We start from the raw sequence: 23,147 nt of genomic DNA, 5'->3' as shown, positions 1-23,147 counted from the left end.
GCCAGGGGTTTTAGGTGCGGCCTGATCCCCTCACCCCAACCCTCTCCCGTGGGGAGAGGGCGCAAACATAAAAAACGGCAACCATTGGTTGCCGTTTTGTTTTTATTTTGCCACCCGGCAAAACAGCCCGCACTCAGTCAGCGCGACCCATATAGCGTTTTTCTTCGATATGGATACGGATTTTCTCGCCAGCGGAGAGGTACTCTGGCACCTGAACAACCAGACCGGTGGTCAGGGTGGCAGGTTTGTTACGTGCGGATGCGGATGCGCCTTTGATGCCTGGTGCGGTTTCCACGATCTCCAGATCCACGGTCTGCGGCAGCTCCAGCGCCAGCAGAACGCCATCCCAGGTCAGAACCTGCATGTCCGGCATGCCGCCTTCAGGAATAAACAGCAGCTCCTCTTCAATCTGGTCTTTGGTGAAGATGTATGGCGTATAGTCTTCTTTATCCATAAAGACGTACTCGTTGCCGTCCACATAGGAAAAGTCGACATAGCGACGGGTCAGGGTAACGGTATCGACGATATCGTCGCCTTTGAAACGCTCTTCAACTTTCAGACCGGTACGCACATCGGCGAAACGCATTTTGTACAGCGTTGCTGCGCCACGGGCGCTGGGTGCCTGAATATCGATGTCTTTCACAATCAGCAGCTTGCCGTTGTAATTCAGCACCATACCTTTCTTAATTTCGTTCGCTCTTGGCATTGCAATAATCCTGTTAACGGGAAGGTCAAAAATATCGCGTCAAAGTACTCGCGCGCGGCTTTTCAGGCAAGCGGATTTCGCGGCTTTTGCTATCAATACGTAAAAGGTGTTACTGTGCGCGCCACGCCCGTGCTCCAGGGTTTCTTTCAGGTAAAGTACATATATGGATTGCCGTCCGGACTGTGGAGCATGCTGCACCGCGCCCTCCATCACCAGCCCCATTCCCGGGATGCCCAACGGCAAACCGGCCAACACGCCCTGTGTTCAGCTCGACGAGCGGCAGCGCTGCAAAATCTTCGGCTCGAGCTTACGCCCCAAAGTGTGCGCCGGGCTCCAGCCCTCGCGGGAGATGTGCCAGGATACGCGCCATCAGGCCATAACCTGGCTGCTTGAACTCGAGGCGCTCACCGCCCCTTAAATATCCTTAATGCGGCTCAGGCAGAGAGTGGTGAGGATGCACATCCCCAGCGCAATCCAGAATACCGCATGATAACTCCAGATCTCGGCCACGATCCCGGCCACAGAACCGGCGATAATCCAGCCGACGCGGGTGGTGTTCGTGTACAGCGTGGTCGCCGCGCCCGCCTGGCCCGGCATCAGATCCTGGAAATAGAGCATGCCAATCCCGGCGAGAATACCAATATAGATAGCGTTCAGCAGCTGTAAGCCCAGCAGCAGCACCGGCGTTTGCGCGGTCAGCATCCCGATGTAAAACAGCAGGCCAGCGACGGCGGCAATGCGCATCAGGAAGCGTTTCCCAAAGCGTCTGGCGTAATAGCCGGCAATCAGCATGGTTGGGATCTCCAGCCCGGCGGCCGTCCCCATCATCACGCCCGCCAGCTTCTCGGACAGGTGCAGCTCGTTAATGATAAACAGCGGCATATTAATGATGTACAGGCTGTTGGTGCCCCACATTAAGGTGCAGATGGTAAACAGCAGCAGGGCGTCGCGGCGGTTGCGGCGCGGTGACTCCAGCACGCTGCTCGCCAGCTTTGGCTCCTTGCGCATCGTCGGCAGGAAAAACCAGACCATCGCGCCACAGATCACGAACGCCACGGCGGCGCTTAGATACATCGCCGGGAAGCCAAATCCCATCGCCAGCGCGTAGGCCAGCGGCGGCCCCACCACCCAGGCCAGGGACACCTGGGCACGGAGGATGGAGCTGAACATTACCGCCTCGCGGCCGGTATGATCGGCATGCTCCCGGGCTAAGGCAAACAGCTGCGGGTTGGCGGTAGAGCCAAAGCTGCTGAGGAACACGCCAACAAACAGCAGCACAAAATAGTTCCGGTTCCAGGCGAACAGCAGGCAGGCGAAGACTCCCAGCAGACAGCAAAAGACAATCAGGGATTTGCGGTCGCCTTTCTTATCTGAACGGCCGGCCAGAAACTGGCTGACCAGAATGCCGATAATGGCGCTACCGGTAAAAAAGAAGCCCACCATGGCCGGACGGGCGTGCACCTCGTTGGTGAGGAACAGGCTCAGCGTCGGCGTCTGTAACGCGCCGGCAATGCCGGTAAGAAAAGCAACAATCAAAAACGCCGATGAGGTCAGATCAAAGGATTTTGGCGAGGCGGCCGCGGGAGTGGTGTGCATGTTTCTGTATCAGTGATATGAAGAGACGCGGATTTTACGCCGCTTGTCAGAAAATAAACAGATACCCGGGTCAATTACCCCACAAAAAATCAAAATGGCATTTCATCCTGCCGCTGTGCTTGCTGAAGTTGCTGAAGTCGAGCGGCTGCGGCTATGACGGAAGCCGTGAGCTGAAGCAAAAATGTGCTGTAACTCTAAATTCTGCAAGCTGAAATGACTCTTTACTTGCAAGCTGTGCCGTAAAGCGCAAGACTTCTTGAAACGTTTCAGCGCTAATTGGTTTACCTAACCCAAACGGATTGGCGCCTTTTTTCACAGTTAAGCTGAATCGATTCAAATTCAGCAGGAGTGGAGAACCATGTTCCAGTTATCCGTGCAGGACATTCATCCGGGCGAACAGGCCGGTACAAAAGAAGAGGCTATCCGGCAGATCGCTGCCGCGCTGGTGCAGGCGGGCAACGTGGCTGACGGCTACGTTGACGGCATGCTGGCGCGCGAGCTGCAGACCTCAACCTTCCTTGGCAATGGCATCGCCATTCCGCATGGCACCACCGATACCCGCGATCAAGTGCTGAAAACCGGCGTGCAGGTTTATCAGTTCCCGCAGGGCGTGCTCTGGGGCGAAGGCCAGGTGGCCTATGTCGCCATCGGTATCGCCGCCAGCAGCGATGAACACCTCGGCCTGCTGCGTCAGCTGACGCACGTCCTGAGCGACGACGCCGTCGCTGAACAGCTGAAATCCGCGACCACCGCAGAAGAGCTGCGCGCGTTGCTGATGGGTGAAAAGCAGAGTGAAGCCCTGAAGCTGGATAACGAGACGCTGACCCTGGACGTAGCCGCTTCCGATCTGGTGACCCTGCAGGCGCTGAACGCCGGTCGTCTGAAAGAAGCCGGTGCGGTGGATACCGCTTTCGTGGCTCACGCCATCAACGACAAGCCCCTGAACCTCGGGCAGGGCGTCTGGCTGAACGACTGTGCTGAAGGCAACCTGCGCAGCGCCATCGCGGTCAGCCGTGCGGCCACCGCCTTCGACACCGCCGGGGAAACCGCGGCAATGCTGGTTACCGTCGCCATGGCGGACGATCAGCCGGTAGAGGTGCTGAAGCGCCTGAGTGACCTACTGCTGAACAAAAAAGCTGAACAGCTGCTGAAAGCGGACGCGGCAACCCTGCTGGCGCTGCTGACCAGCGATGACGTGAACACTGATGAACTGCTGAGCGCCGAGTTTGTGGTGCGTAACGAGCACGGCCTGCACGCCCGTCCGGGTACCATGCTGGTCAATACCATTAAGCAATTCTCCAGCGACGTTACCGTCACCAACCTCGACGGCAGCGGTAAACCGGCCAACGGTCGCAGCCTGATGAAAGTCGTGGCGCTGGGCGTGAAGAAAGGCCATCGCCTGCGCTTCACCGCACAGGGTACGGATGCTGAACAGGCGCTGAAAGCGATTGGCGACGCCATCGCGGCCGGTCTGGGGGAGGGCGCATAATGAGCAGACGTGTTGCCACCATTACGCTGAACCCGGCTTACGATCTCGTGGGCTTTTGCCCGGAAATTGAGCGTGGCGAAGTTAACCTCGTGCGTACCACTGGCCTGCATGCGGCAGGTAAAGGGATTAACGTTGCGAAAGTGCTGAAGGATCTGGGTATCGACGTCACCGTCGGCGGTTTCCTCGGCAAAGATAACCAGGATGGTTTCCAGCAGCTGTTCAGCGAGCTGGGGATCGCCAACCGTTTCCAGGTGGTGCAGGGGCGTACCCGCATCAACGTGAAAATGACGGAAAAAGATGGCGAAGTCACCGACCTGAACTTCTCCGGTTTTGAAGTCACCCAGGCTGACTGGGAACGTTTTGTGAATGATTCCCTGAGCTGGCTTGGCCAGTTCGACATGGTCTGCGTGAGCGGCAGCCTGCCGTCCGGCGTCAGCCCGGAAGCCTTTACCGACTGGATGACGCGCCTGCGCAGCCAGTGCCCGTGCATTATCTTTGACAGCAGCCGCGATGCGCTGGTTGCCGGTCTGAAAGCCGCGCCGTGGCTGGTGAAACCCAATCGTCGCGAACTTGAGATCTGGGCTGGCCGTAAGCTGCCAGAATTAAAGGATGTGATTGACGCTGCCCATGCGCTGCGTGAGCAGGGTATCGCCCACGTGGTGATCTCCTTGGGTGCCGAAGGGGCGCTGTGGGTGAACGCCTCTGGCGAATGGATCGCAAAACCGCCGTCAATGGAAGTGGTCAGCACCGTGGGTGCCGGCGATTCGATGGTGGGCGGCCTGATCTACGGCCTGCTGATGCGTGAATCCAGTGAACACACTTTACGTCTTGCTACCGCCGTTGCTGCCCTGGCCGTCAGCCAGAGCAATGTCGGCATTACCGATCGTACCCAGTTGGCCGCGATGATGGCGCGCGTTGACTTGAAACCCTTTAACTGACAGCAGGAGAGGCATAATGAAAACGCTGCTGATTATTGACTCTGCACTCGGACAGGCTCGCGCTTATATGGCGAAAACCCTGCTCGGTTCGGCAGGACATAAAGCACACCTTGATTTCATCGACAACCCGGGCGATGCCGAGCTGGTTATCGTGCTGGGCGACAGCATTCCGGTCGACAGCTCCCTGAACGGCAAAAAAGTGTGGCTGGGCGACATCAACCGCGCCGTGGCCCACCCGGAACTGTTCCTGAGCGAAGCGAAAGGCCATGCGGCGCTCTATACCGCACCTGTCGCAGCGGCTGCACCGGTTGCGGCCAGCGGTCCGAAGCGCGTAGTGGCGGTCACCGCCTGTCCGACCGGCGTGGCGCACACCTTCATGGCGGCTGAAGCCATTGAAACCGAAGCCAAAAAACGCGGCTGGTGGGTAAAAGTTGAAACCCGTGGTTCCGTGGGCGCAGGCAACGCAATCACCCCGGAAGAGGTGGCGGCTGCGGATCTGGTTATCGTGGCGGCAGATATCGAAGTGGATCTGGCGAAGTTTGCCGGTAAGCCGATGTACCGTACCTCTACCGGTCTGGCGCTGAAGAAAACCGCGCAGGAGCTGGATAAAGCCCAGGCAGAAGCCAAACCGTTCCAGCCTGCGGGTAACAGCGCAGCTGCGGCTGCTGAAGGTAAAAAAGAGTCCGCCGGGGCCTATCGTCACCTGCTGACGGGCGTCTCCTATATGCTGCCGATGGTGGTGGCGGGCGGTCTCTGTATCGCGCTCTCCTTCGCCTTTGGTATCGAGGCCTTTAAAGAGCCGGGTACCCTGGCCGCGGCGCTGATGCAGATTGGCGGCGGCTCGGCGTTTGCCCTGATGGTGCCGGTCCTGGCCGGTTATATTGCGTTCTCCATCGCCGACCGTCCGGGTCTGACCCCGGGTCTGATTGGCGGTATGCTGGCCGTGAGCACCGGCTCTGGCTTTATCGGCGGGATTATCGCCGGTTTCCTCGCAGGCTATATGGCGAAGCTCATCAGCGGGAAGCTGAAGCTGCCGCAGAGCATGGAAGCGCTGAAACCGATCCTGATCATTCCGCTGTTCTCCAGCCTGGTGGTTGGTCTGGCCATGATCTACCTGATCGGTAAACCGGTTGCCGGTATTCTCGAAGGCCTGACCCACTGGCTGCAAACCATGGGCACCGCCAATGCGGTCCTGCTGGGTGCGATCCTTGGTGCGATGATGTGTACCGATATGGGTGGACCGGTTAACAAAGCGTCTTACGCCTTCGGTGTTGGCCTGCTGAGTACCCAGACGTATGCCCCAATGGCGGCCATTATGGCTGCGGGTATGGTGCCACCGCTGGCGCTGGGCCTGGCGACTATCGTTGCCCGTCGTAAGTTCGACAAGGCGCAGCAGGAAGGCGGTAAAGCGGCGCTGGTACTGGGCCTGTGCTTTATCACCGAAGGGGCGATTCCGTTCGCGGCCCGCGATCCGATGCGCGTTCTGCCTTGCTGTATCGTGGGTGGCGCGGTAACCGGCGCTATCTCCATGGCGATTGGCGCGAAGCTGATGGCACCACACGGCGGTCTGTTTGTTCTGCTGATCCCTGGCGCAATCACGCCGGTGCTGGGTTACCTGTTTGCGATTATCGCCGGCACCCTGGTGGCGGGCCTCTCTTACGCGGTGCTGAAACGCCCGGAAGCAGAAGTCGCCGCAAAAGCAGCGTAATTTATCTTTCTCCAGAAAGGGCAGAGGCAACTCTGCCCTTTTTTTTGCCTTTAATCGTGCAGCGGTTCGCAGTTTTTTGTTGAGCAGAAAACGGTATCTACAAAAATTTGTGATTCTGTTCATATACATTTCATGATCCTTTTTTGGACCTATTTACTTTCCCCTTCTTACGCATACTATGAACACGTGTTCACATACAAACACATGCTCTAATAGTCTTTAAGGTAACTACCTCGCTTAATTGTCATTGCGATGGCCTGCGTGCCAGAGGATGTTCTATGCGTGAAAAGGATTATATTGTTGTAATTGGTTCTGCAAATATGGATGTTGCGGGATATTCACACGCCTCGCTGAATTATGCAGACTCTAACCCAGGAAAAATAAAATTTACCCCCGGCGGCGTAGGCCGCAATATTGCGCAAAACCTTGCCTTACTGGGGAAAAACGTCTGGCTGTTTTCCGCCGTCGGCGATGATTTTTACGGTCAGTCACTGCTGTCGCAAACCCAGGCCGCCGGTGTGCAGGTAGAAAAATGCCAGGTCATCGCGGGTGAGGGAACCTCCAGTTATTTATCGTTACTGGATAACACCGGTGAAATGCTGGTAGCCATTAATGATATGGCCATTTCTGACTACATTAACCCGCAATATCTGGCCCACCATCTCTCATTTTTACGGGCGGCAAAAGCGGTGGTGGTTGACTGCAATCTCAGTGAATCTACCCTGGGCTGGATCTTCGAAAACGCAGGCCAGGCGCCGGTATTCGTTGACCCGGTCTCCGCCTGGAAGTGCAACAAAGTGCGTGACTGGCTGGGTCATATCCACACCCTCAAACCCAACCGCATCGAGGCCGAAACCCTCAGCGGCATCCCGTTCACCTGCGCGGCGGATGCGCCGAAAGTCGCAGCCTGGTTTCACGCGCACGGTCTGTTCCGGCTGGTGTTAAGCATGGGCGGCGACGGCGTTTATTACAGTGAGAAAGGGGGAGAAAGCGGCTGGTCAGCCCCCTTCAAAACCCGGCTGGTGAACGTGACCGGGGCGGGCGACGCCATGATGGCGGGGCTGGCGTTCTGCTGGCTGGAGGGAGACACGTTCGCGCGTGCCGTTCGTTTTGCCCAGGGCTGTTCTTCGCTGGCGCTGGCATCGATGTATACCAATAACCCTGATTTATCGTCTGAAAATGTTAACGCATTAATGGAGAGAGAACATGTCTGAATTAAAATTATCTGCCGGGTTCCTGCAAATTTCTCCTGAAGTTCAGGACGCATTAAATAATAAAAAACCGATCGTGGCGCTTGAATCCACCATTATTTCTCATGGCATGCCTTTCCCACAAAATGCCCAGACGGCACTGGAAGTTGAAGATGCTATCCGCCAGCAGGGTGTTGTTCCGGCCACTATCGCTATTATTCATGGCGTAATGAAAGTGGGCCTGAGCAAAGAAGAGATTGAATTATTAGGCCGTGAGGGCCACGCCGTAACCAAAGTCAGCCGCCGGGATCTGCCTTTTGTGGTGGCTGCTGGAATAAATGGCGCGACGACGGTGGCCTCAACCATGATTATTGCGGCGATGGCCGGAATTAACGTCTTCGCCACCGGCGGCATTGGCGGGGTACACCGTGGGGCGGAACATACCTTTGATATTTCCGCCGATTTACAGGAGCTGGCAAAAACCAACGTGGCCGTGGTGTGCGCCGGGGCAAAATCGATTCTCGATCTTGGATTAACCACCGAATATCTGGAAACCTACGGGGTGCCGTTAATTGGTTATCAGACCCAGTCCCTGCCTGCCTTCTTCTGTCGTACCAGCCCGTTTGAGGTCAGCATTCGTCTCGACAGCGCAGAAGCCATCGCCCGCGCAATGGCCGTGAAATGGCAGACCGGCCTCAACGGCGGCCTGGTGGTGGCGAATCCCATCCCGGAACAGTTCGCCATGCCGGAAGAGACCATCAACGCCGCCATCGACCAGGCAGTGAAGGAAGCGGAAGAGCAGGGCGTTACCGGCAAAGCCAGTACGCCGTTCCTGCTGGCCCGTGTGGCGGAATTAACCGGCGGCGACAGCCTGAAATCCAATATTCAGCTGGTCTTTAACAATGCCCGCCTGGCCTGCGATATCGCTAAGTCTTACCAGCGCCTCGCATAACCTTTCCACAGGCAGTTTGCCGTCGCCTGTCTTCGCAGTGGAATCACGGATACCCGGCCTGTCGCCGGGTTTTCAGGTAAGGAAATCATTATGGACGTAATGAGAAGTCTGCTGGGTATGGCGGTACTGTTAGCGATAGCCTTCCTCCTTTCAATCAATAAACGCCGCATCAGCCTGCGTACCGTGGGGGCCGCTTTCATCTTGCAGGTGGCCATCGGCGGCATCATGCTCTATTTCCCACCCGGTAAATGGCTGGTTGAACAGGCCGCCATCGGGGTGAGTAAGGTCATGTCCTACAGCGATGCCGGGAGCGCCTTTATCTTTGGCGCGCTGGTCGGACCGAAGATGGATACCCTGTTTGACGGGGCCGGGTTCGTGTTTGCGTTCCGCGTTCTGCCCGCCATTATCTTTGTGACCGCGCTGATAAGCCTGCTGTACTACATTGGCGTGATGGGGCTGCTGATCCGGATTCTGGGCGGCATTTTCCAGAAGGCGCTGCGCATCAGTAAAATTGAATCCTTCGTGGCGGTGACCACTATTTTCCTCGGGCAAAACGAGATCCCGGCGATAGTAAAACCGTTCATTGATAAGCTGAACCGCAACGAGCTGTTTACCGCTATTTGTAGCGGCATGGCGTCGATTGCCGGTTCAATGCTGATTGGCTACGCGGGAATGGGGGTGCCGATTGATTACCTGCTTGCTGCCTCGCTGATGGCGATCCCCGGCGGGATCCTGTTTGCCCGTCTGCTGAGTCCGGCGACGGAAGCGTCGCAGGTCACCTTTGAAAACCTGTCGTTCAGCGACACGCCGCCGAAAAGCATTATTGAAGCCGCGGCCACCGGGGCGATGACCGGCTTAAAAATCGCCGCCGGGGTGGCGACAGTGGTGATGGCGTTTGTGGCGATCATCGCCCTGCTGAACGGGATGCTGGGCGGCATCGGCGGCTGGTTTGGCATTGAAAGCCTGAGCCTGGAAGGGCTGTTTGGCTACGCGCTGGCGCCGCTGGCGTGGATTATGGGGGTGGAGTGGCAGGATGCCACCCTGGCCGGCAGCCTGATTGGACAGAAGCTGGCGATTAACGAGTTCGTCGCCTATCTCAACTTCTCACCGTACCTGCAAAGCGCCGGTCAACTGGATGTGAAAACCATTGCCATTATCTCTTTCGCCCTGTGTGGTTTTGCTAACTTCGGCTCGATCGGGGTGGTGGTGGGGGCGTTTTCTGCGGTGTCGCCCCGGCGCGCCCCGGAGATAGCCCAGCTTGGCGTCCGGGCGCTGGTGGCGGCAACGCTCTCTAACCTGATGAGCGCCACCATCGCGGGCTTCTTTATCGGTTTAGCAGGCTAACGGCGCAGGCCGGGTAGGGGATCTACCCGGCCGGTTTACGGCTGGCTGTCAAGCAGCAACAGGGTGTTATCGACCGACAGCGTCGGGTTGTTGATGCTTTCACTGGCCCGGGAGAGCGCTGCGCAGGCAACAGCAAACCGGGCGCTGTCCGTAAAATCGCTCCCGTCGAGGAAGCCATAAATCAGCCCGGCCATAAAGGCGTCATCGGCACCAAAGCGGTCGACCACCGGGTGGGCAGGCGGCGTCAGCAGGAACGGCTCTGCGCCCTGGGCGCTGCACAGCACCGAATCCTCTTCCAGACAGACCACTATCCGCTGCACCCCTTTCTCATGCAGGGCGGCGAGGGCAGCATGACAATCATCGCACTCCGCCAGAATCTGCAGCTCCTTCAGGGTGGGCTTCAGGGTGTGGATGCGCGAGAGCCAGGGTTTGACGCGGTCGGCCTTAAATTCCGAAACCGTGTCGACAAAGACCGGCACATCCCCGGCGAGGGTAAAGACCCACTCCAGCGACTCCGCTGTGAGGTTGCAGTCCGCCAGGATCACCCCGGCATGGGCCAGCAGCTCGCGCGACTGGTTCAGCAGCTGTGGTGTCAGCCCTTGCAGGATATGGGTATCGTTGATCGCCAGAACGGTATCATCCTGCGGATTAGCAATCGACAGATAGGTCGACGTACTTTGTCCGTGCAGGCGGAGGGTGCTCTGGACGTTAACGCCTGCCTGCCGGGTCTGTTCCAGCAGGGTTTCGCCATAAAAATCGCTGCCAACGGCAGAAATCAGGTGCACCTCGCGCCCGAGCAGCGCCAGATTATGGGCGATGTTACGCGCCACGCCACCCGCCGCGCACTGAATGGCCCCGGGATGGGAGGAGGGTTCCGGGAAGCGGATATCCGCCACCCCGCGAATATCCATATTGATGGCACCCAGCGCCACGCAGTAATCCTGTTCGGTGAGGATATAGCCTTTCCCCTTGATCGCCCCTTTACGCATTAAATCCATAATGTGCGCGGCGACGCGCGAGCGGCTGATATCCAGGATCTGGGCGATCTCATGCTGTTGAATAAGAGGGTTCCGCCGCAGGATCTTCAGGATCTGCTTTTCCCTTTCGTTCATCATTATGCGGTGGCCTCGGCATGTTGCTGCGCTTTAAGCCAGGCGATCTCCTCGGCCCAGATATCCGGGTTGATGGTCTCCAGCACCATCGGGATACCGTCGAATCGCGGGTCCTGCATGATAAAGCGGAAGGCATCATGGCCGATGTTGCCCTCGCCCAGGCTGTGGTGACGGTCAACGCGGCTGCCGAAGGCGCTTTTCGCGTCGTTAAGGTGCATACCGCGCAGGTACTTAAAGCCGACGATGCGCTCGAATGCGGCGAAGGTCTTCTCGCACTCCTCAATACTGCGCAGGTCATACCCGGCGGCAAAGGCGTGACAGGTATCTATGCAGACGCCAACGCGGGTTTTATCTTCCACGCCGTCAATGATGGCCGCCAGATGCTCAAAGCGGAACCCGAGATTGCTGCCCTGGCCTGCCGTGTTTTCAATGACCGCCGTGACGCCTTCAGTCTGCGCCAGGGCGATGTTGATCGACTCGGCGATACGGGCCAGGCACGCATCCTCGTCGATTTGTGACAGATGGCTGCCGGGATGGAAGTTCAGCAGCGTCAGGCCGAGCTGCTCGCAGCGCCGCATCTCATCCAGGAAGGCGTCACGGGATTTGTCCAGCGCCTCCTGAACCGGATGGCCGAGGTTAATCAGGTAGCTGTCGTGAGGCAGGATCTGACCGGGGGTGAAGTGGTATTTTTCGCAGGCCGCTTTGAACTCATCAATCACCTGAGTGGTTAACGGCGCGGCGCGCCACTGGCGCTGATTTTTGGTGAACAGGGCGAAAGCGGTCGCCTCGATTTCGGCGGCGCGAATGGCGGCATTTGCCAGACCGCCGGCAGCGCTGACGTGCGCTCCAACATATTTCATAAAGGGACTCCTGTTAACCCGCAAACGCTTATGATAGCGGGTTAACAGGATAAGGCTACAGCGGTTTATGCCATCAGGCTATGAACCGCCAGGTTAATGGCGCCCCCGCCGACAATCAGCCAGACGAAGAGCAGCAGCGCCATCAGCAGCGGTTTCGCCCCGGCCTTTTTCAGCGCGCTGACGTGGGTGGTTAAGCCCAACGCCGCCATCGCCATCGCCAGCAGCACCGTATCCAGGGTCACCAGCATATCCACCACTGCTTTTGGCAGCAGATGGAACGAATTGAAGATGGCTACCACGATAAAGAGGATCGCAAACCACGGAATGGTGATTTTGCTCTTTTCCCCGTTACCCGCTGGCGCAAGCTGTTTCACCCGCGCGGCGAGGATCAGCAGGAACGGAGCCAGCATCATTACCCGCAGCATTTTGGCGATCACCGCCGCGTTCTCTGCGTCCGGGCTGATAGCGTGACCGGCCGCCACGACCTGGGCGACTTCGTGCATTGTCGAACCGATGTAAATACCGTAGGTTTCCGGGCTGAACCAGTGGGCAACCAGCGGATACATGGCCGGATAAAGGAAGATCGCCAGGGTACCGAAGATCACCACCGTCGCCACGGCAACCGTCACCTTGCTGGATTCAGCCTTCACCACCGGCTCGGTCGCCAGGACCGCCGCCGCGCCGCAAATGCTGCTGCCTGCGCCAATCAGCCAGCTGGTCTGCTTGTCGAGGCCAAATACCTTCTGGCCGATAAAGCAGGCAAGTAAGAAGGTGCTGGTCAGGGTTAATACGTCAATGGCGATCCCGCTGACCCCGACGTCGGCAATCTGTGCGAAAGTGAGGCGAAAACCATACAGGATGATCCCCAGTCGCAGCAGGTGCTGTTTGGCGAAGATCACGCCGCCGTCGCACGGCTTGTAGATCCGCGGATAGACCGTATTCCCGACCACCATCCCCAACAGGATAGCCAGAGTCAGGGCGCTGAAACCTGCTCCCGCCACCGCCGGAATACTGCCGCCCCAAAGGGCCACGCCGGTAACCAGCGCGCTGAGCGCAAGGCCTGGAATGTAGTGCCACACTGTACGATGATGCTGCAGGGTGAGTGTTGTCATAACCTTCTCCTTTTCTCTGGCTAAAAGGTTACGGCGCTCTGGCTTAAAAATAAAATTGATTATATATTTATAATTAATCTTTATAAGTGGTAAGCAATCGGCTTACCGTACCGGATGGCAACTATGCATATTACGTTACGCCAGCTTGAAGTCTTCGCCGAAGTGCTGAAAAGCGGATCGACGACCCAGGCTTCCCAGATGCTGGCGCTCTCCCAGTCTGCGGTCAGCGCTGCGCTGACCGATCTCGAAGGCCAGCTTGGGGTTCAGCTCTTTGACAGGGTAGGGAAGCGGCTGGTAGTGAACGAGCACGGGCGGCTGCTTTACCCGCGTGCGCTGGCGCTGCTGGAGCAGACCGTCGAAATCGAACAGCTGTTTCGCGAGGATAACGGCGCCATTCGCGTCTATGCCAGCAGCACCGTCGGCAACTATATCCTGCCCGAAGTGATTGCCCGCTACCGCCGGGATTTTCCGGGTCTGCCGCTGGAGATGAGCGTCGGTAACAGCCAGGATGTGATTAACGCGGTGATCGATTTTCGGGTGGATATCGGCCTTATCGAGGGGCCATGCCATAACGCCGACATCATTGCGGAGCCCTGGCTGGAGGATGAGCTGGTGGTCTTTGCCTCCCCGGCCTCTTCTTTATTACAGCAGGAGGTCACGCTGGAACGCCTGGCGCAGGCGCCGTGGATTTTACGCGAGCAGGGGTCGGGCACGCGTGAGATCGTCGATTACCTGCTGCTTTCGCATCTGCCGCAATTTCATATGGGCATGGAGCTGGGTAACTCGGAGGCCATCAAACATGCGGTGCGCCACGGCCTTGGCATCAGCTGCCTGTCGCGCCGGGTGATTGCCGAACAGCTGGAGAGTGGCACCCTGGTGGAGATCCCCGTTCCGCTGCCGAACAAGCTGGTGCGCACCCTGTGGCGCATCCATCACCGCCAGAAGCACCTCTCTAATTCCCTGCAACGTTTCCTGCGTTACTGCGAAATGTAAGCCCGCCCGGCGGCCTTTTGCCCGCCGGGATCTATTCCTCGCGCCAATGCCATTCTCTGCTTTACTTATAATCCTGGACCGGTCATGAAGCTCTCTTATAACAGGGCATTTGTGCCGGAAGAGCTGGCGATCGTCTGCTACAATCGCGCCTCATTTTTTGAATGGACAGCATTTTCACATGGTTTCCGAAACTAAAACCACAGAAGCGCCCGCGCTACGTCGCGAACTCAAGGCGCGTCACCTGACGATGATCGCCATTGGCGGATCCATCGGTACAGGCCTCTTTGTCGCCTCTGGTGCGACCATTTCTGCAGCGGGTCCTGGCGGCGCGCTCTTTTCCTATATTCTGATCGGTTTGATGGTCTACTTCCTGATGACCAGCCTGGGCGAACTGGCGGCGTATATGCCGGTGTCCGGCTCTTTTTCTACCTATGGCCAGAAATATGTTGAAGAAGGCTTCGGCTTCGCGCTGGGCTGGAACTACTGGTACAACTGGGCGGTCACCATCGCCGTGGACCTCGTCGCCGCACAGCTGGTGATGACCTGGTGGTTCCCGGATACGCCGGGCTGGATCTGGAGCGCCGTCTTCCTCGCGGTGATCTTCCTGCTGAACTACATCTCCGTGCGCGGCTTCGGTGAAGCGGAATACTGGTTCTCGCTGATCAAAGTCGCAACGGTCATCATCTTTATCGTCGTGGGCATCGCGATGATCGTCGGCATCTTCAAAGGCGCCGAACCGGCAGGCTGGAGCAACTGGACGGTGGGCGATGCGCCATTTGCCGGGGGCTTCTCGGCGATGATCGGCGTGGCGATGATTGTCGGCTTCTCCTTCCAGGGGACAGAGCTTATCGGTATTGCCGCAGGTGAATCCGAAAACCCGGAGAAGAACATTCCCCGCGCGGTACGGCAGGTGTTCTGGCGTATCCTGCTGTTCTATGTGTTCGCCATCCTGATTATCAGCCTGATCATTCCGTATACCGATCCGAGCCTGCTGCGTAACGATGTGAAAGACATCAGCGTCAGCCCGTTCACGCTGGTCTTCCAGCATGCCGGTCTGCTCTCTGCGGCAGCGGTGATGAATGCGGTGATCCTGACGGCGGTACTGTCGGCGGGTAACTCCGGGATGTATGCCTCTACCCGTATGCTCTACTCCCTGGCCTGTGACGGTAAAGCCCCGCGCATCTTCTCTAAGCTGTCCCGCGGCGGCGTACCGCGTAACGCGCTGTATGCCACTACCGTGATTGCCTGCCTGTGCTTCCTGACCTCGATGTTCGGCAACCAGACGGTCTACCTGTGGCTGCTCAACACCTCCGGCATGACGGGCTTCATCGCCTGGCTGGGTATTGCCATCAGTCATTACCGTTTCCGCCGCGGCTATGTGAAGCAGGGTTACGATATTAACAACCTGCCGTACCGTTCCGGGTTCTTCCCGCTGGGGCCGATCTTCGCCTTTGTGCTGTGTCTGATCATTACTCTGGGCCAGAACTACGAAGCCTTCCTGGCCGACACCATCGACTGGGGCGGCGTGGCGGCCACCTATATTGGTATCCCGCTGTTCCTGATTATCTGGTTTGGTTACAAGCTGGCGAAAGGGACGAAGTTCGTAAGCTATAAAGATATGGATTTCCCGAATAGCTTTAAAAAATAAGCGCAACGCCTCTCTTTAACCCGCTCATTCGAGCGGGTTTTTTATCTCTCCACATTATGCCGTCTTGACATAACTTTTAACAATTGAATTGATAATAGTTATCGTTTGCCTTATCATTACATCTTAATAAAAAAAAGCTATGTGAGCAGTACCTGTTTGATTTTGCTGTTTTTACCTCATGGAGAAATGGAATGTTTAGGTTGAATCCCTTCGTTCGGGGAGGGCTGTGCGCGTCTGCTCTTTCCCTGGCGCTGCCGGTTGTTGCGGCGGAATCTGGCGACACAATGGTCGTTACCGCCTCGGCCAACGAGCAAAACCTGAAGGATGCCCCCGCCAGTATCAGCGTCATCACGCAGCAGGATCTGCAGCGTAAGCCAGTGCAGAACCTGAAAGATGTGTTACAGGACGTGCCGGGCGTGCAGTTAACTAACGAAGGGGACAACCGGAAGGGCGTCAGTATCCGCGGGCTGGACAGCAGCTATACGCTGATCCTGATCGACGGCAAACGCGTCAACTCGCGCAACGCCGTTTTTCGCCATAACGATTTCGACCTAAACTGGGTTCCGGTAGATGCCATCGAGCGCATCGAAGTGGTGCGCGGGCCGATGTCCTCCCTCTACGGCTCCGATGCCCTGGGCGGCGTGGTAAACATCATCACCAAAAAGATCGGCCAGAAATGGACCGGCACGCTCACCGCCGATACCACCCTTCAGGAGCATCGCGATCGCGGTGATACCTACGGCGGCCAGTTCTATACCAGCGGCCCGCTGGTGGATGGCGTCCTCGGCCTGAAAGCCTTCGGCAGCGTATCCCAGCGTGATAAAGACGATCCGCAGACCTCCTCTACCAGCGCCACCGGCGAAACGCCGCGTATCGAAGGCTTCACCAGCCGCGATGCCAACGTCGAATTTGCCTGGACCCCGAACGAAAACCACGATTTCACCGCCGGGTATGGTTTCGACCGTCAGGATCGTGATTCCGACTCGCTGGACAAAAACCGCCTGGAGCGCCAGAACTACTCCCTGAGCCATAACGGCCGTTGGGGCGTGGGTAACAGCGAGCTGAAATTCTACGGCGAGAAGGTCGACAACAAGAACCCGGGCAACGCCAGCCCGATTACGTCCGAAAGCAACTCCGTTGACGGCAAATATGTTCTGCCGCTGGGGGAAATCAACCAGCTGCTGACCTTCGGCGGAGAGTGGCGTCACGATAAGCTGAAAGATCCGGTAAACCTGTCCGGCGGCTCCAGCAGCAATACCTCGGCCAGCCAGTATGCGCTGTTCCTGGAAGACGAATGGCGGATTTTCGAACCGCTGGCGTTGACCACCGGCGTGCGTATGGATGACCACGAAACCTACGGCGACCACTGGAGCCCGCGTGCCTACCTGGTCTATAACGCCACCGATACCGTCACGGTGAAGGGCGGCTGGGCAACGGCATTCAAAGCGCCGTCCCTGTTGCAGCTGAGCCCGGACTGGACCACCGGCTCCTGCCGTGGCGCCTGTGAAATCGTCGGTAGCCCGGATCTGAAACCGGAAACCAGCGAAAGCTTCGAGCTGGGTCTCTACTACAGCGGCGAAGAGGGGTGGTCAGAAGGCGTTCAGGCCAGCATCACCACCTTCCAGAATGACGTCGATGACCGGATCAGCATCAGCCGTACTGCCAACGTCAACCAGGCGCAGGGTTACCCGAACTATGTCGGGCTGAATGTCGACGGCGAGCCGATTTTCCGCTACTACAACGTCAATAAGGCGCGTATCCGCGGGGTAGAGACGGAGGTGAAGTTCCCGATTGCCGAAGACTGGCGAATGACGCTGAATTACACCTATAACGACGGGCGTGATATCAGCAACGGCGAGAACAAACCGCTCTCCGAGCTGCCGTTCCATACCGCGAACGGCACCCTTGACTGGCAGGCGACGCAGGACTGGTCCTTCTACGTGCAGGGGAACTATACCGGCGAGAAACGCGCCCTGACCGATGGCGCAGCAACGCCGGGCGGCTACGTGGTGTGGAACACCGGCGGCGCATGGCAGGCGACCAAAAACGTCAAGCTGCGTGCCGGGGTGATGAACCTGCTGGATAAAGATCTCAGCCGCGACGACTACAGCTACACCGAAGAAGGGCGCCGTTACTTTATGGCGGTGGATTACCGCTTCTGATGGTTAAAGCGCCGGGCGGCGATTGACTCCCTCTCCCTGTGGGAGAGGGTTGGGGTGAGGGCATCAGGCCGCACTTACTTCAACAGCTGCTGCGCATGGAAGCGCAGATGATCTTCAATAAAGGTCGCAATGAAATAGTAGCTGTGATCGTACCCCGGCTGGATACGTAACGTCAGCGGCCAGCCCTTCTGGCGCGCGGCTTCCGCCAGCACTGCCGGTTGTAACTGCGTCGCGAGGAACTGATCGGCATCGCCCTGGTCGATAAGGGTCGGGATCGCCTGTTCCGGCTGGCTGGCCAGCATCAGCGCACAGCTGTCCCACTCCTGCCAGGTGGCGGCATCTTCGCCCAGATAATGTGTGAACGCTTTCTGCCCCCAGGGGACCTGGGCCGGGTTCACAATCGGCGCAAACGCCGACACGCTGACGTATTTACCCGGGTTTTTCAGCGCCATCACCAGCGCACCGTGCCCGCCCATCGAATGGCCGCTGATCGCGCTGCGATCCGCTACCGCAAATTCCGCCTGGATCAGCCCCGGCAGCTCGTCGCGCAGGTAATCGTACATGCGGTAATGCTGCACCCACGGAGCCCGGGTGGCGTTCAGGTAGAACCCGGCCCCTTTACCGAGGTCGTATCCGGCATCGTCCGCCACGTCGTCACCGCGCGGGCTGGTGTCCGGCATGACCAGCGCAATTCCCAGTTCAGCCGCCACGCGCTGGGCACCCGCTTTGGTGGTGAAGTTTTCGTCATTGCAGGTCAGGCCGGAGAGCCAGTACAGCACCGGCGGTTTTGCGCTGCCGATTACCGGAGGAAGAAAAATGCTGAACGTCATTGCGCAGTTCAGCACCCTGGAGTCGTGACGCCAGCGCTGCTGTCGGCCTTCAAAACAGTGGTGCTCTTCGAGCAGTTCCATGCAGGGCTCCTTATGAAAGGTGATATCGGTCAGGAAAGCCATAATACAGATAATTCAGTTACGTGTGAGTAACTTTCACTTCCGCATTGACGTCATATCCTGCATCATGAATTTACGAAACTTTAACATCTGGAGTGGTCATGGCGCTGCGTATCGCGCTCAGCGGATTTGTGGTTCTGGTGGTGGCGATGGGAATAGGGCGCTTTGCCTTTACCCCGCAGGTGCCGCTGATGATTGCGGCGGGCGAACTCACCCTGACCAGCGCCGGGCTGGTGGCGGCAATGAACTATCTTGGCTATCTGGTCGGGGCATGGGATGCCATGCGCGCGCACCGGTTTGTCGAAGGGCGTTTATGGCTGGGGATTACGGGCGCGGTGGCGCTGACCCTGCTTTCCGCCGTGGCGGATAACGCGGTGATCCACGGGCTTCTGCGCTTTGTGATTGGCTGCATGAGCGGCTGGTCGATGGTGCTCATCGCCGCCTGGACCAACGAGCGGCTGGCCCATTTCGGCAAGCCGGGCCTGAGTGCCGCGGTGTTTGCCGGGCCGGGGGCGGGCATTGCGATAAGCGGTCTGCTGGCGGTGTGGATCCAGGCCCAGGCGCTGTCGGCCAGTGCCGCCTGGCAAATTTACGGCCTGCTGGCGCTGGTGCTTGTCGCGCTGGTGGCCCGCTACCTGCCGCGCACCGGGCAGTTGCATCGTCCGGGCACCACGCCGGAGCCCTTGACCCTGACCCGGGATCTGCGTCGTCTGGTCTGGAGCTACAGCCTCGCCGGGTTTGGTTACATCCTCCCGGCGACGTTTCTGTCGCAGATGGCGGCGCTGCGCTTTCCTGGCAGCGCCTTTGCCCAGTTTGTCTGGCCGGTGTTCGGGGTCGCCTCGATGCTGGGGATTGCCCTGAGTATTGCCCTGCGCCACGTCTCTACCAGCCACCGTCGGCTGGCGGTGGTGCTCTGGTTGCAGGCGGTGGGCGTGATTGCCGCCTGGCTGATGCCGGGGATGGCCGGTCTGGTGACCGGTGCGCTGCTGGTCGGGGGCGGATTTCTGTGTGCGGTGCAGCTCTCGTTGCTTTACGGGCGCGAGCTGGCGCCGAATCACACGCGTTACATGGCCGGTTTACTCACCACCGGCTATGCGGTCGGGCAGCTGATTGGCCCGATGACCTCGGCACTGTCGAGCTGGCTTACCCATCAGCTTGAGCCCGCGCTGGGCCTTGCCGGTATCGCATTGTTTATTGCGGGCGGACTGGTCTGGCAGCGTCAGGTTGAAAGGTAACGGCAATTGGAATAATTATCGCGGTGAATACTGGATTATGCTCGCCGCCTCGCGCACAATGAGTGCACATTTTGCCCCACGGAGGGCAGAAGAGCGCCACACCTGCAGGAGAAAAGAATGTCATCAATGAGTAAAGAAGCTGCCCTTGTCCATGAAGCGCTGGTAGCACACGGCCTTGAAACGCCGCTGCGCCCACCGGTTCAGGAGATGGACAACGAAACACGTAAACGTCTTATTTCCGGGCACATGACCGAAATCATGCAGCTGCTCAATCTCGATTTGAGTGATGACAGTCTGATGGAGACCCCACGTCGCATCGCCAAAATGTATGTCGATGAGATTTTCTCCGGCCTTGATTACGCCAATTTCCCGAAAATCACCGTCATCGAAAACAAGATGAAGGTCGATGAGATGGTAACGGTGCGCGATATCACCCTGACCAGCACCTGCGAGCATCACTTTGTTACCATCGACGGTAAAGCGACCGTGGCCTACATCCCGAAAGATGCGGTGATTGGTCTGTCGAAAATCAACCGTATCGTGCAGTTCTTTGCCCAGCGTCCGCAGGTGCAGGAGCGTTTGACCCAGCAGATCCTTATCGCGCTGCAAACGCTGCTTGGCACTAACAACGTGGCGGTATCGATTGATGCAGTGCATTACTGCGTGAAAGCGCGCGGTATTCGTGATGCGACCAGCGCCACCACCACCACCTCGCTGGGCGGTCTGTTCAAATCGAGCCAGAATACCCGCCAGGAGTTCCTGCGCGCCGTCCGTCACGTTAGCTAATCGTCAGGGCAGGGTACATGGAAAGAAATGTCACGCTGGATTTCGTTCGTGGCGTCGCTATTCTGGGTATCCTGCTGCTGAATATAAGCGGCTTCGGTTTGCCGAAGGCCGCTTACCTCAATCCCGCCTGGTATGGCGATATCACCCTCCGCGACGCCTGGACATGGGCTGGGCTGGATCTCTTTGCGCAGGTCAAATTCCTCACTCTGTTTGCGCTGCTGTTCGGCGCTGGCCTTCAGCTGTTACTGAAACGCGGTAAAGGCTGGATCCAGGCCCGGCTCTCTCTGCTGGTGCTGTTCGGCTTTATCCATGGGCTGCTGTTCTGGGATGGCGACATTCTGCTGGCCTACGGGCTGGTGGGGCTGATCTGCTGGCGCATCATCCGCGACGCGCATGATGTGAAAAATCTCTTTAACACCGGCGTAGTGCTGTTCGCGATCGGCGTGGCCATTTTGCTGCTGCTGGGGGTTATTTCAGGCGGGTCGACCAACCGCTCCTGGGTGCCGGATGCGGCGAATCTCCAGTATGAGCAGTACTGGAAGGTGGGCGGCGGTATGGAGGCCATCAGCAACCGGGCGGATATGATTGGCAACAGTCTGCTGGCCCTTGGGGCGCAGTATGGCTGGCAGCTGGCAGGCATGATGCTGATCGGCGCCGCGCTGATGCGTACCGGCTGGCTGAAGGGCGAGTTCAGCCAGCGCCACTACCGGCGTACCGGGATGTGGCTGGTGCTGGTGGGGCTGGCTATTAACCTCCCGGCGGTGATCGCCCAGTGGTATGTGGGCTGGGATTATCGCTGGTGCGCCTTCCTGCTGCAGGCGCCGCGCGAGCTGAGCGCCCCGTTCCAGACCATTGGCTATGCCGCGCTGATATACGGTTTCTGGCCGCAGCTCTGCCGGTTCAGGCTGGTGATGGCGGTGGCCTGCGTGGGGCGCATGGCGCTGAGCAACTATATTTTGCAGACGCTGATCTGCACCACGCTGTTCTATCATCTCGGCTTATTTATGAAATTCGACCGCCTGCAGCTGCTGGGCTTCGTACTGCCCATCTGGCTGGTGAATATCCTTTTCTCCGTGCTCTGGCTGCGTCATTTCCGCCAGGGGCCGCTGGAATGGCTGTGGCGTCAATTGACCGCGCGTGCGTCAGGGGTTTCATCAGGTAATACATCCGGATAACGATCTGGATCACAATCATTAACAAAACGGATGTAACCGTTTTCATCCTTGTGACCTTCTTCACGTAGTCCTCCTCTTCTCGCTGCCAGAATAGTCACCTTGCTAAACACAGGGGGTGTCTGTGAGTTGCTGCAATCTAAATAAGGGTGGTGAATATGATCACCATTCGTGACGTCGCGCGTCAGGCGGGCGTTTCTGTCGCCACCGTTTCCCGGGTGCTTAATAACAGCGCGCTGGTCAGTCCGGAAACGCGTGAGTGCGTGATGAAAGCCGTCACGGCGCTGGGTTACCGGCCGAATGCGAACGCCCAGGCGCTGGCGACGCAGGTCAGCGATACCATCGGCGTGGTGGTGATGGATGTGTCGGATGCCTTCTTTGGTGCGCTGGTAAAAGCCGTGGATATGGTCGCTCAGGAGCACAACAAATATGTGCTGATCGGCAACAGCTATCACGAAGCGGAAAAGGAGCGCAACGCCATAGAGGTGTTGATTCGCCAGCGCTGTAACGCCCTGATCGTGCACTCAAAAGCGTTAAGCGATGAAGAGCTTTCCGCCCTGATGGAGCAGATCCCCGGCATGGTGTTGATTAACCGCATCGTCCCTGGCTACGCCCACCGCTGCGTCTGCCTCGATAACGTCAGCGGCGCGATGATGGCGACGCGAATGCTGATGAACAACGGCCATCAGCGCATCGGCTATCTGGCCTCCAGCCACCGCATTGAGGATGACGACATGCGCCGGGAGGGCTGGCAGAAAGCCATGCTGGAACAGGGCATTACGGCCTCGGAAAGCTGGATTGGCACCGGCGCGCCGGACATGCAGGGCGGGGAAGCGGCGATGGTAGAGCTGCTCGGACGTAACCTGCAGCTGACCGCGGTCTTTGCCTATAACGACAGCATGGCCGCGGGTGCGCTCACGGCGCTGAAAGACAACGGCATTGCGGTGCCGCAGCATCTGTCACTGATTGGTTTCGATGATATCCCGATCGCCCGTTACACGGACCCTCAGCTGACAACGGTTCGCTATCCCATCGCCTCTATGGCGCGGCTGGCCACAGAACTGGCGTTACAGGGGGCTGCCGGCAAGCTGGATATCGACGCAACACACTGTTTCATGCCGACTTTAGTGCGTCGCCACTCGGTTGCCATTCGGCAAATTGTGGCTCCGATCACTAACTAATAATTCGTCGTGA

At 58.2% G+C, this 23,147-nt stretch carries 20 protein-coding genes; 14 read left to right on the top strand and 6 right to left on the bottom strand.

The genetic code is table 11. The annotated features are described in order from the left end of the window. Window positions 1–133 precede the first annotated feature (133 nt). Window positions 134–706, bottom strand: a complete 573-nt coding sequence (gene yeiP / locus NB069_RS15055; RefSeq protein ID WP_014884579.1) for an elongation factor P-like protein YeiP — start codon at window positions 704–706, stop codon at window positions 134–136. A 163-nt stretch (window positions 707–869) separates the two neighbouring features. Between yeiP and NB069_RS15050 the strand changes: the two genes are divergently transcribed. Continuing rightward, window positions 870–1,124: a YkgJ family cysteine cluster protein gene (locus tag NB069_RS15050; protein WP_250584819.1), complete on the top strand. Its 255-nt coding sequence runs from the start codon at window positions 870–872 to the stop codon at window positions 1,122–1,124. Here the strand turns inward: NB069_RS15050 and setB are convergent. After that, window positions 1,121–2,302, bottom strand: coding sequence for a sugar efflux transporter SetB (gene setB / locus NB069_RS15045; protein ID WP_250584817.1), 1,182 nt, complete (start codon window positions 2,300–2,302; stop codon window positions 1,121–1,123). The two genes, NB069_RS15050 and setB, sit on opposite strands and share 4 nt — an antisense overlap. A gap of 358 nt (window positions 2,303–2,660) precedes the next feature. Between setB and fruB the strand changes: the two genes are divergently transcribed. The 6 genes from fruB (at window position 2,661) to NB069_RS15015 (ending at window position 9,923) form a co-directional block, all read left to right on the top strand. Further along, window positions 2,661–3,791: a fused PTS fructose transporter subunit IIA/HPr protein gene (gene fruB / locus NB069_RS15040; protein WP_250584815.1), complete on the top strand. Its 1,131-nt coding sequence runs from the start codon at window positions 2,661–2,663 to the stop codon at window positions 3,789–3,791. Further along, a complete protein-coding gene (gene fruK, locus NB069_RS15035; protein ID WP_250584813.1) occupies window positions 3,791–4,729 on the top strand; it encodes a 1-phosphofructokinase in 939 nt (312 codons plus the stop codon). Before fruB ends, fruK begins: the two co-directional genes overlap by 1 nt. Window positions 4,730–4,745: 16 nt before the next feature. Then, complete coding sequence (gene fruA, locus NB069_RS15030; protein ID WP_250584811.1) at window positions 4,746–6,437, top strand: PTS fructose transporter subunit IIBC; 1,692 nt, start codon at window positions 4,746–4,748, stop codon at window positions 6,435–6,437. 278 nt (window positions 6,438–6,715) lie between these two features. After that, the gene (locus NB069_RS15025; protein ID WP_250584809.1) at window positions 6,716–7,651 is read left to right on the top strand and encodes a pseudouridine kinase; all 936 of its coding nucleotides are present in this window, start codon (window positions 6,716–6,718) and stop codon (window positions 7,649–7,651) included. Continuing rightward, complete coding sequence (locus NB069_RS15020; RefSeq protein WP_250584807.1) at window positions 7,644–8,579, top strand: pseudouridine-5'-phosphate glycosidase; 936 nt, start codon at window positions 7,644–7,646, stop codon at window positions 8,577–8,579. Before NB069_RS15025 ends, NB069_RS15020 begins: the two co-directional genes overlap by 8 nt. A gap of 90 nt (window positions 8,580–8,669) precedes the next feature. Continuing rightward, window positions 8,670–9,923 (top strand): NupC/NupG family nucleoside CNT transporter, encoded by a 1,254-nt coding sequence (locus tag NB069_RS15015; protein ID WP_250584805.1) that lies wholly within the window; start codon window positions 8,670–8,672, stop codon window positions 9,921–9,923. Between the two features lie 35 nt (window positions 9,924–9,958). Here the strand turns inward: NB069_RS15015 and NB069_RS15010 are convergent, their stop codons facing one another. From NB069_RS15010 to NB069_RS15000, 3 genes are all read right to left on the bottom strand, one after another. After that, window positions 9,959–11,035: a sugar kinase gene (locus tag NB069_RS15010; RefSeq protein ID WP_250589525.1), complete on the bottom strand. Its 1,077-nt coding sequence runs from the start codon at window positions 11,033–11,035 to the stop codon at window positions 9,959–9,961. A 2-nt stretch (window positions 11,036–11,037) separates the two neighbouring features. Then, a complete protein-coding gene (gene nfo, locus NB069_RS15005) occupies window positions 11,038–11,895 on the bottom strand; it encodes a deoxyribonuclease IV (protein WP_250584802.1) in 858 nt (285 codons plus the stop codon). A gap of 65 nt (window positions 11,896–11,960) precedes the next feature. After that, a complete protein-coding gene (locus NB069_RS15000; protein WP_250584801.1) occupies window positions 11,961–13,007 on the bottom strand; it encodes a YeiH family protein in 1,047 nt (348 codons plus the stop codon). A gap of 123 nt (window positions 13,008–13,130) precedes the next feature. Here NB069_RS15000 and yieE point away from each other — a divergent pair, with 123 nt between their 5' ends. The 3 genes from yieE (at window position 13,131) to cirA (ending at window position 17,810) form a co-directional block, all read left to right on the top strand. Then, a complete protein-coding gene (yieE, locus tag NB069_RS14995) occupies window positions 13,131–14,000 on the top strand; it encodes a DNA-binding transcriptional regulator YeiE (protein ID WP_250584799.1) in 870 nt (289 codons plus the stop codon). Between the two features lie 178 nt (window positions 14,001–14,178). Then, the gene (locus NB069_RS14990) at window positions 14,179–15,648 is read left to right on the top strand and encodes an amino acid permease (protein ID WP_250584797.1); all 1,470 of its coding nucleotides are present in this window, start codon (window positions 14,179–14,181) and stop codon (window positions 15,646–15,648) included. 191 nt (window positions 15,649–15,839) lie between these two features. Next, window positions 15,840–17,810 carry a catecholate siderophore receptor CirA gene (cirA, locus tag NB069_RS14985; RefSeq protein ID WP_250584795.1) on the top strand — a complete coding sequence of 657 codons (1,971 nt, stop codon included), beginning with the start codon at window positions 15,840–15,842 and terminating at the stop codon, window positions 17,808–17,810. 74 nt (window positions 17,811–17,884) lie between these two features. Here the strand turns inward: cirA and fghA are convergent, their stop codons facing one another. Beyond that, a complete protein-coding gene (fghA, locus tag NB069_RS14980) occupies window positions 17,885–18,721 on the bottom strand; it encodes an S-formylglutathione hydrolase (RefSeq protein ID WP_250584793.1) in 837 nt (278 codons plus the stop codon). A 140-nt stretch (window positions 18,722–18,861) separates the two neighbouring features. Between fghA and NB069_RS14975 the strand changes: the two genes are divergently transcribed. From NB069_RS14975 to galS, 4 genes are all read left to right on the top strand, one after another. Then, window positions 18,862–19,995: a YbfB/YjiJ family MFS transporter gene (locus NB069_RS14975; RefSeq protein WP_250584791.1), complete on the top strand. Its 1,134-nt coding sequence runs from the start codon at window positions 18,862–18,864 to the stop codon at window positions 19,993–19,995. Window positions 19,996–20,112: 117 nt separating this feature from the next. Next, window positions 20,113–20,781 (top strand): GTP cyclohydrolase I FolE, encoded by a 669-nt coding sequence (gene folE / locus NB069_RS14970; protein WP_250584789.1) that lies wholly within the window; start codon window positions 20,113–20,115, stop codon window positions 20,779–20,781. Window positions 20,782–20,798: 17 nt separating this feature from the next. After that, on the top strand, window positions 20,799–21,956 hold the full coding sequence (gene yeiB, locus NB069_RS14965; RefSeq protein ID WP_250584787.1) for a DUF418 domain-containing protein YeiB: 1,158 nt from the start codon (window positions 20,799–20,801) through the stop codon (window positions 21,954–21,956). Between the two features lie 155 nt (window positions 21,957–22,111). After that, window positions 22,112–23,134: an HTH-type transcriptional regulator GalS gene (gene galS / locus NB069_RS14960; RefSeq protein WP_250584785.1), complete on the top strand. Its 1,023-nt coding sequence runs from the start codon at window positions 22,112–22,114 to the stop codon at window positions 23,132–23,134. Window positions 23,135–23,147 lie beyond the last annotated feature (13 nt).

The organism is Leclercia adecarboxylata (genome assembly GCF_023639785.1).
Taxonomy (GTDB): Bacteria; Pseudomonadota; Gammaproteobacteria; order Enterobacterales; family Enterobacteriaceae; genus Enterobacter; species Enterobacter adecarboxylatus_D.
This window is presented reverse-complemented; position numbering and strand designations above follow the sequence as displayed.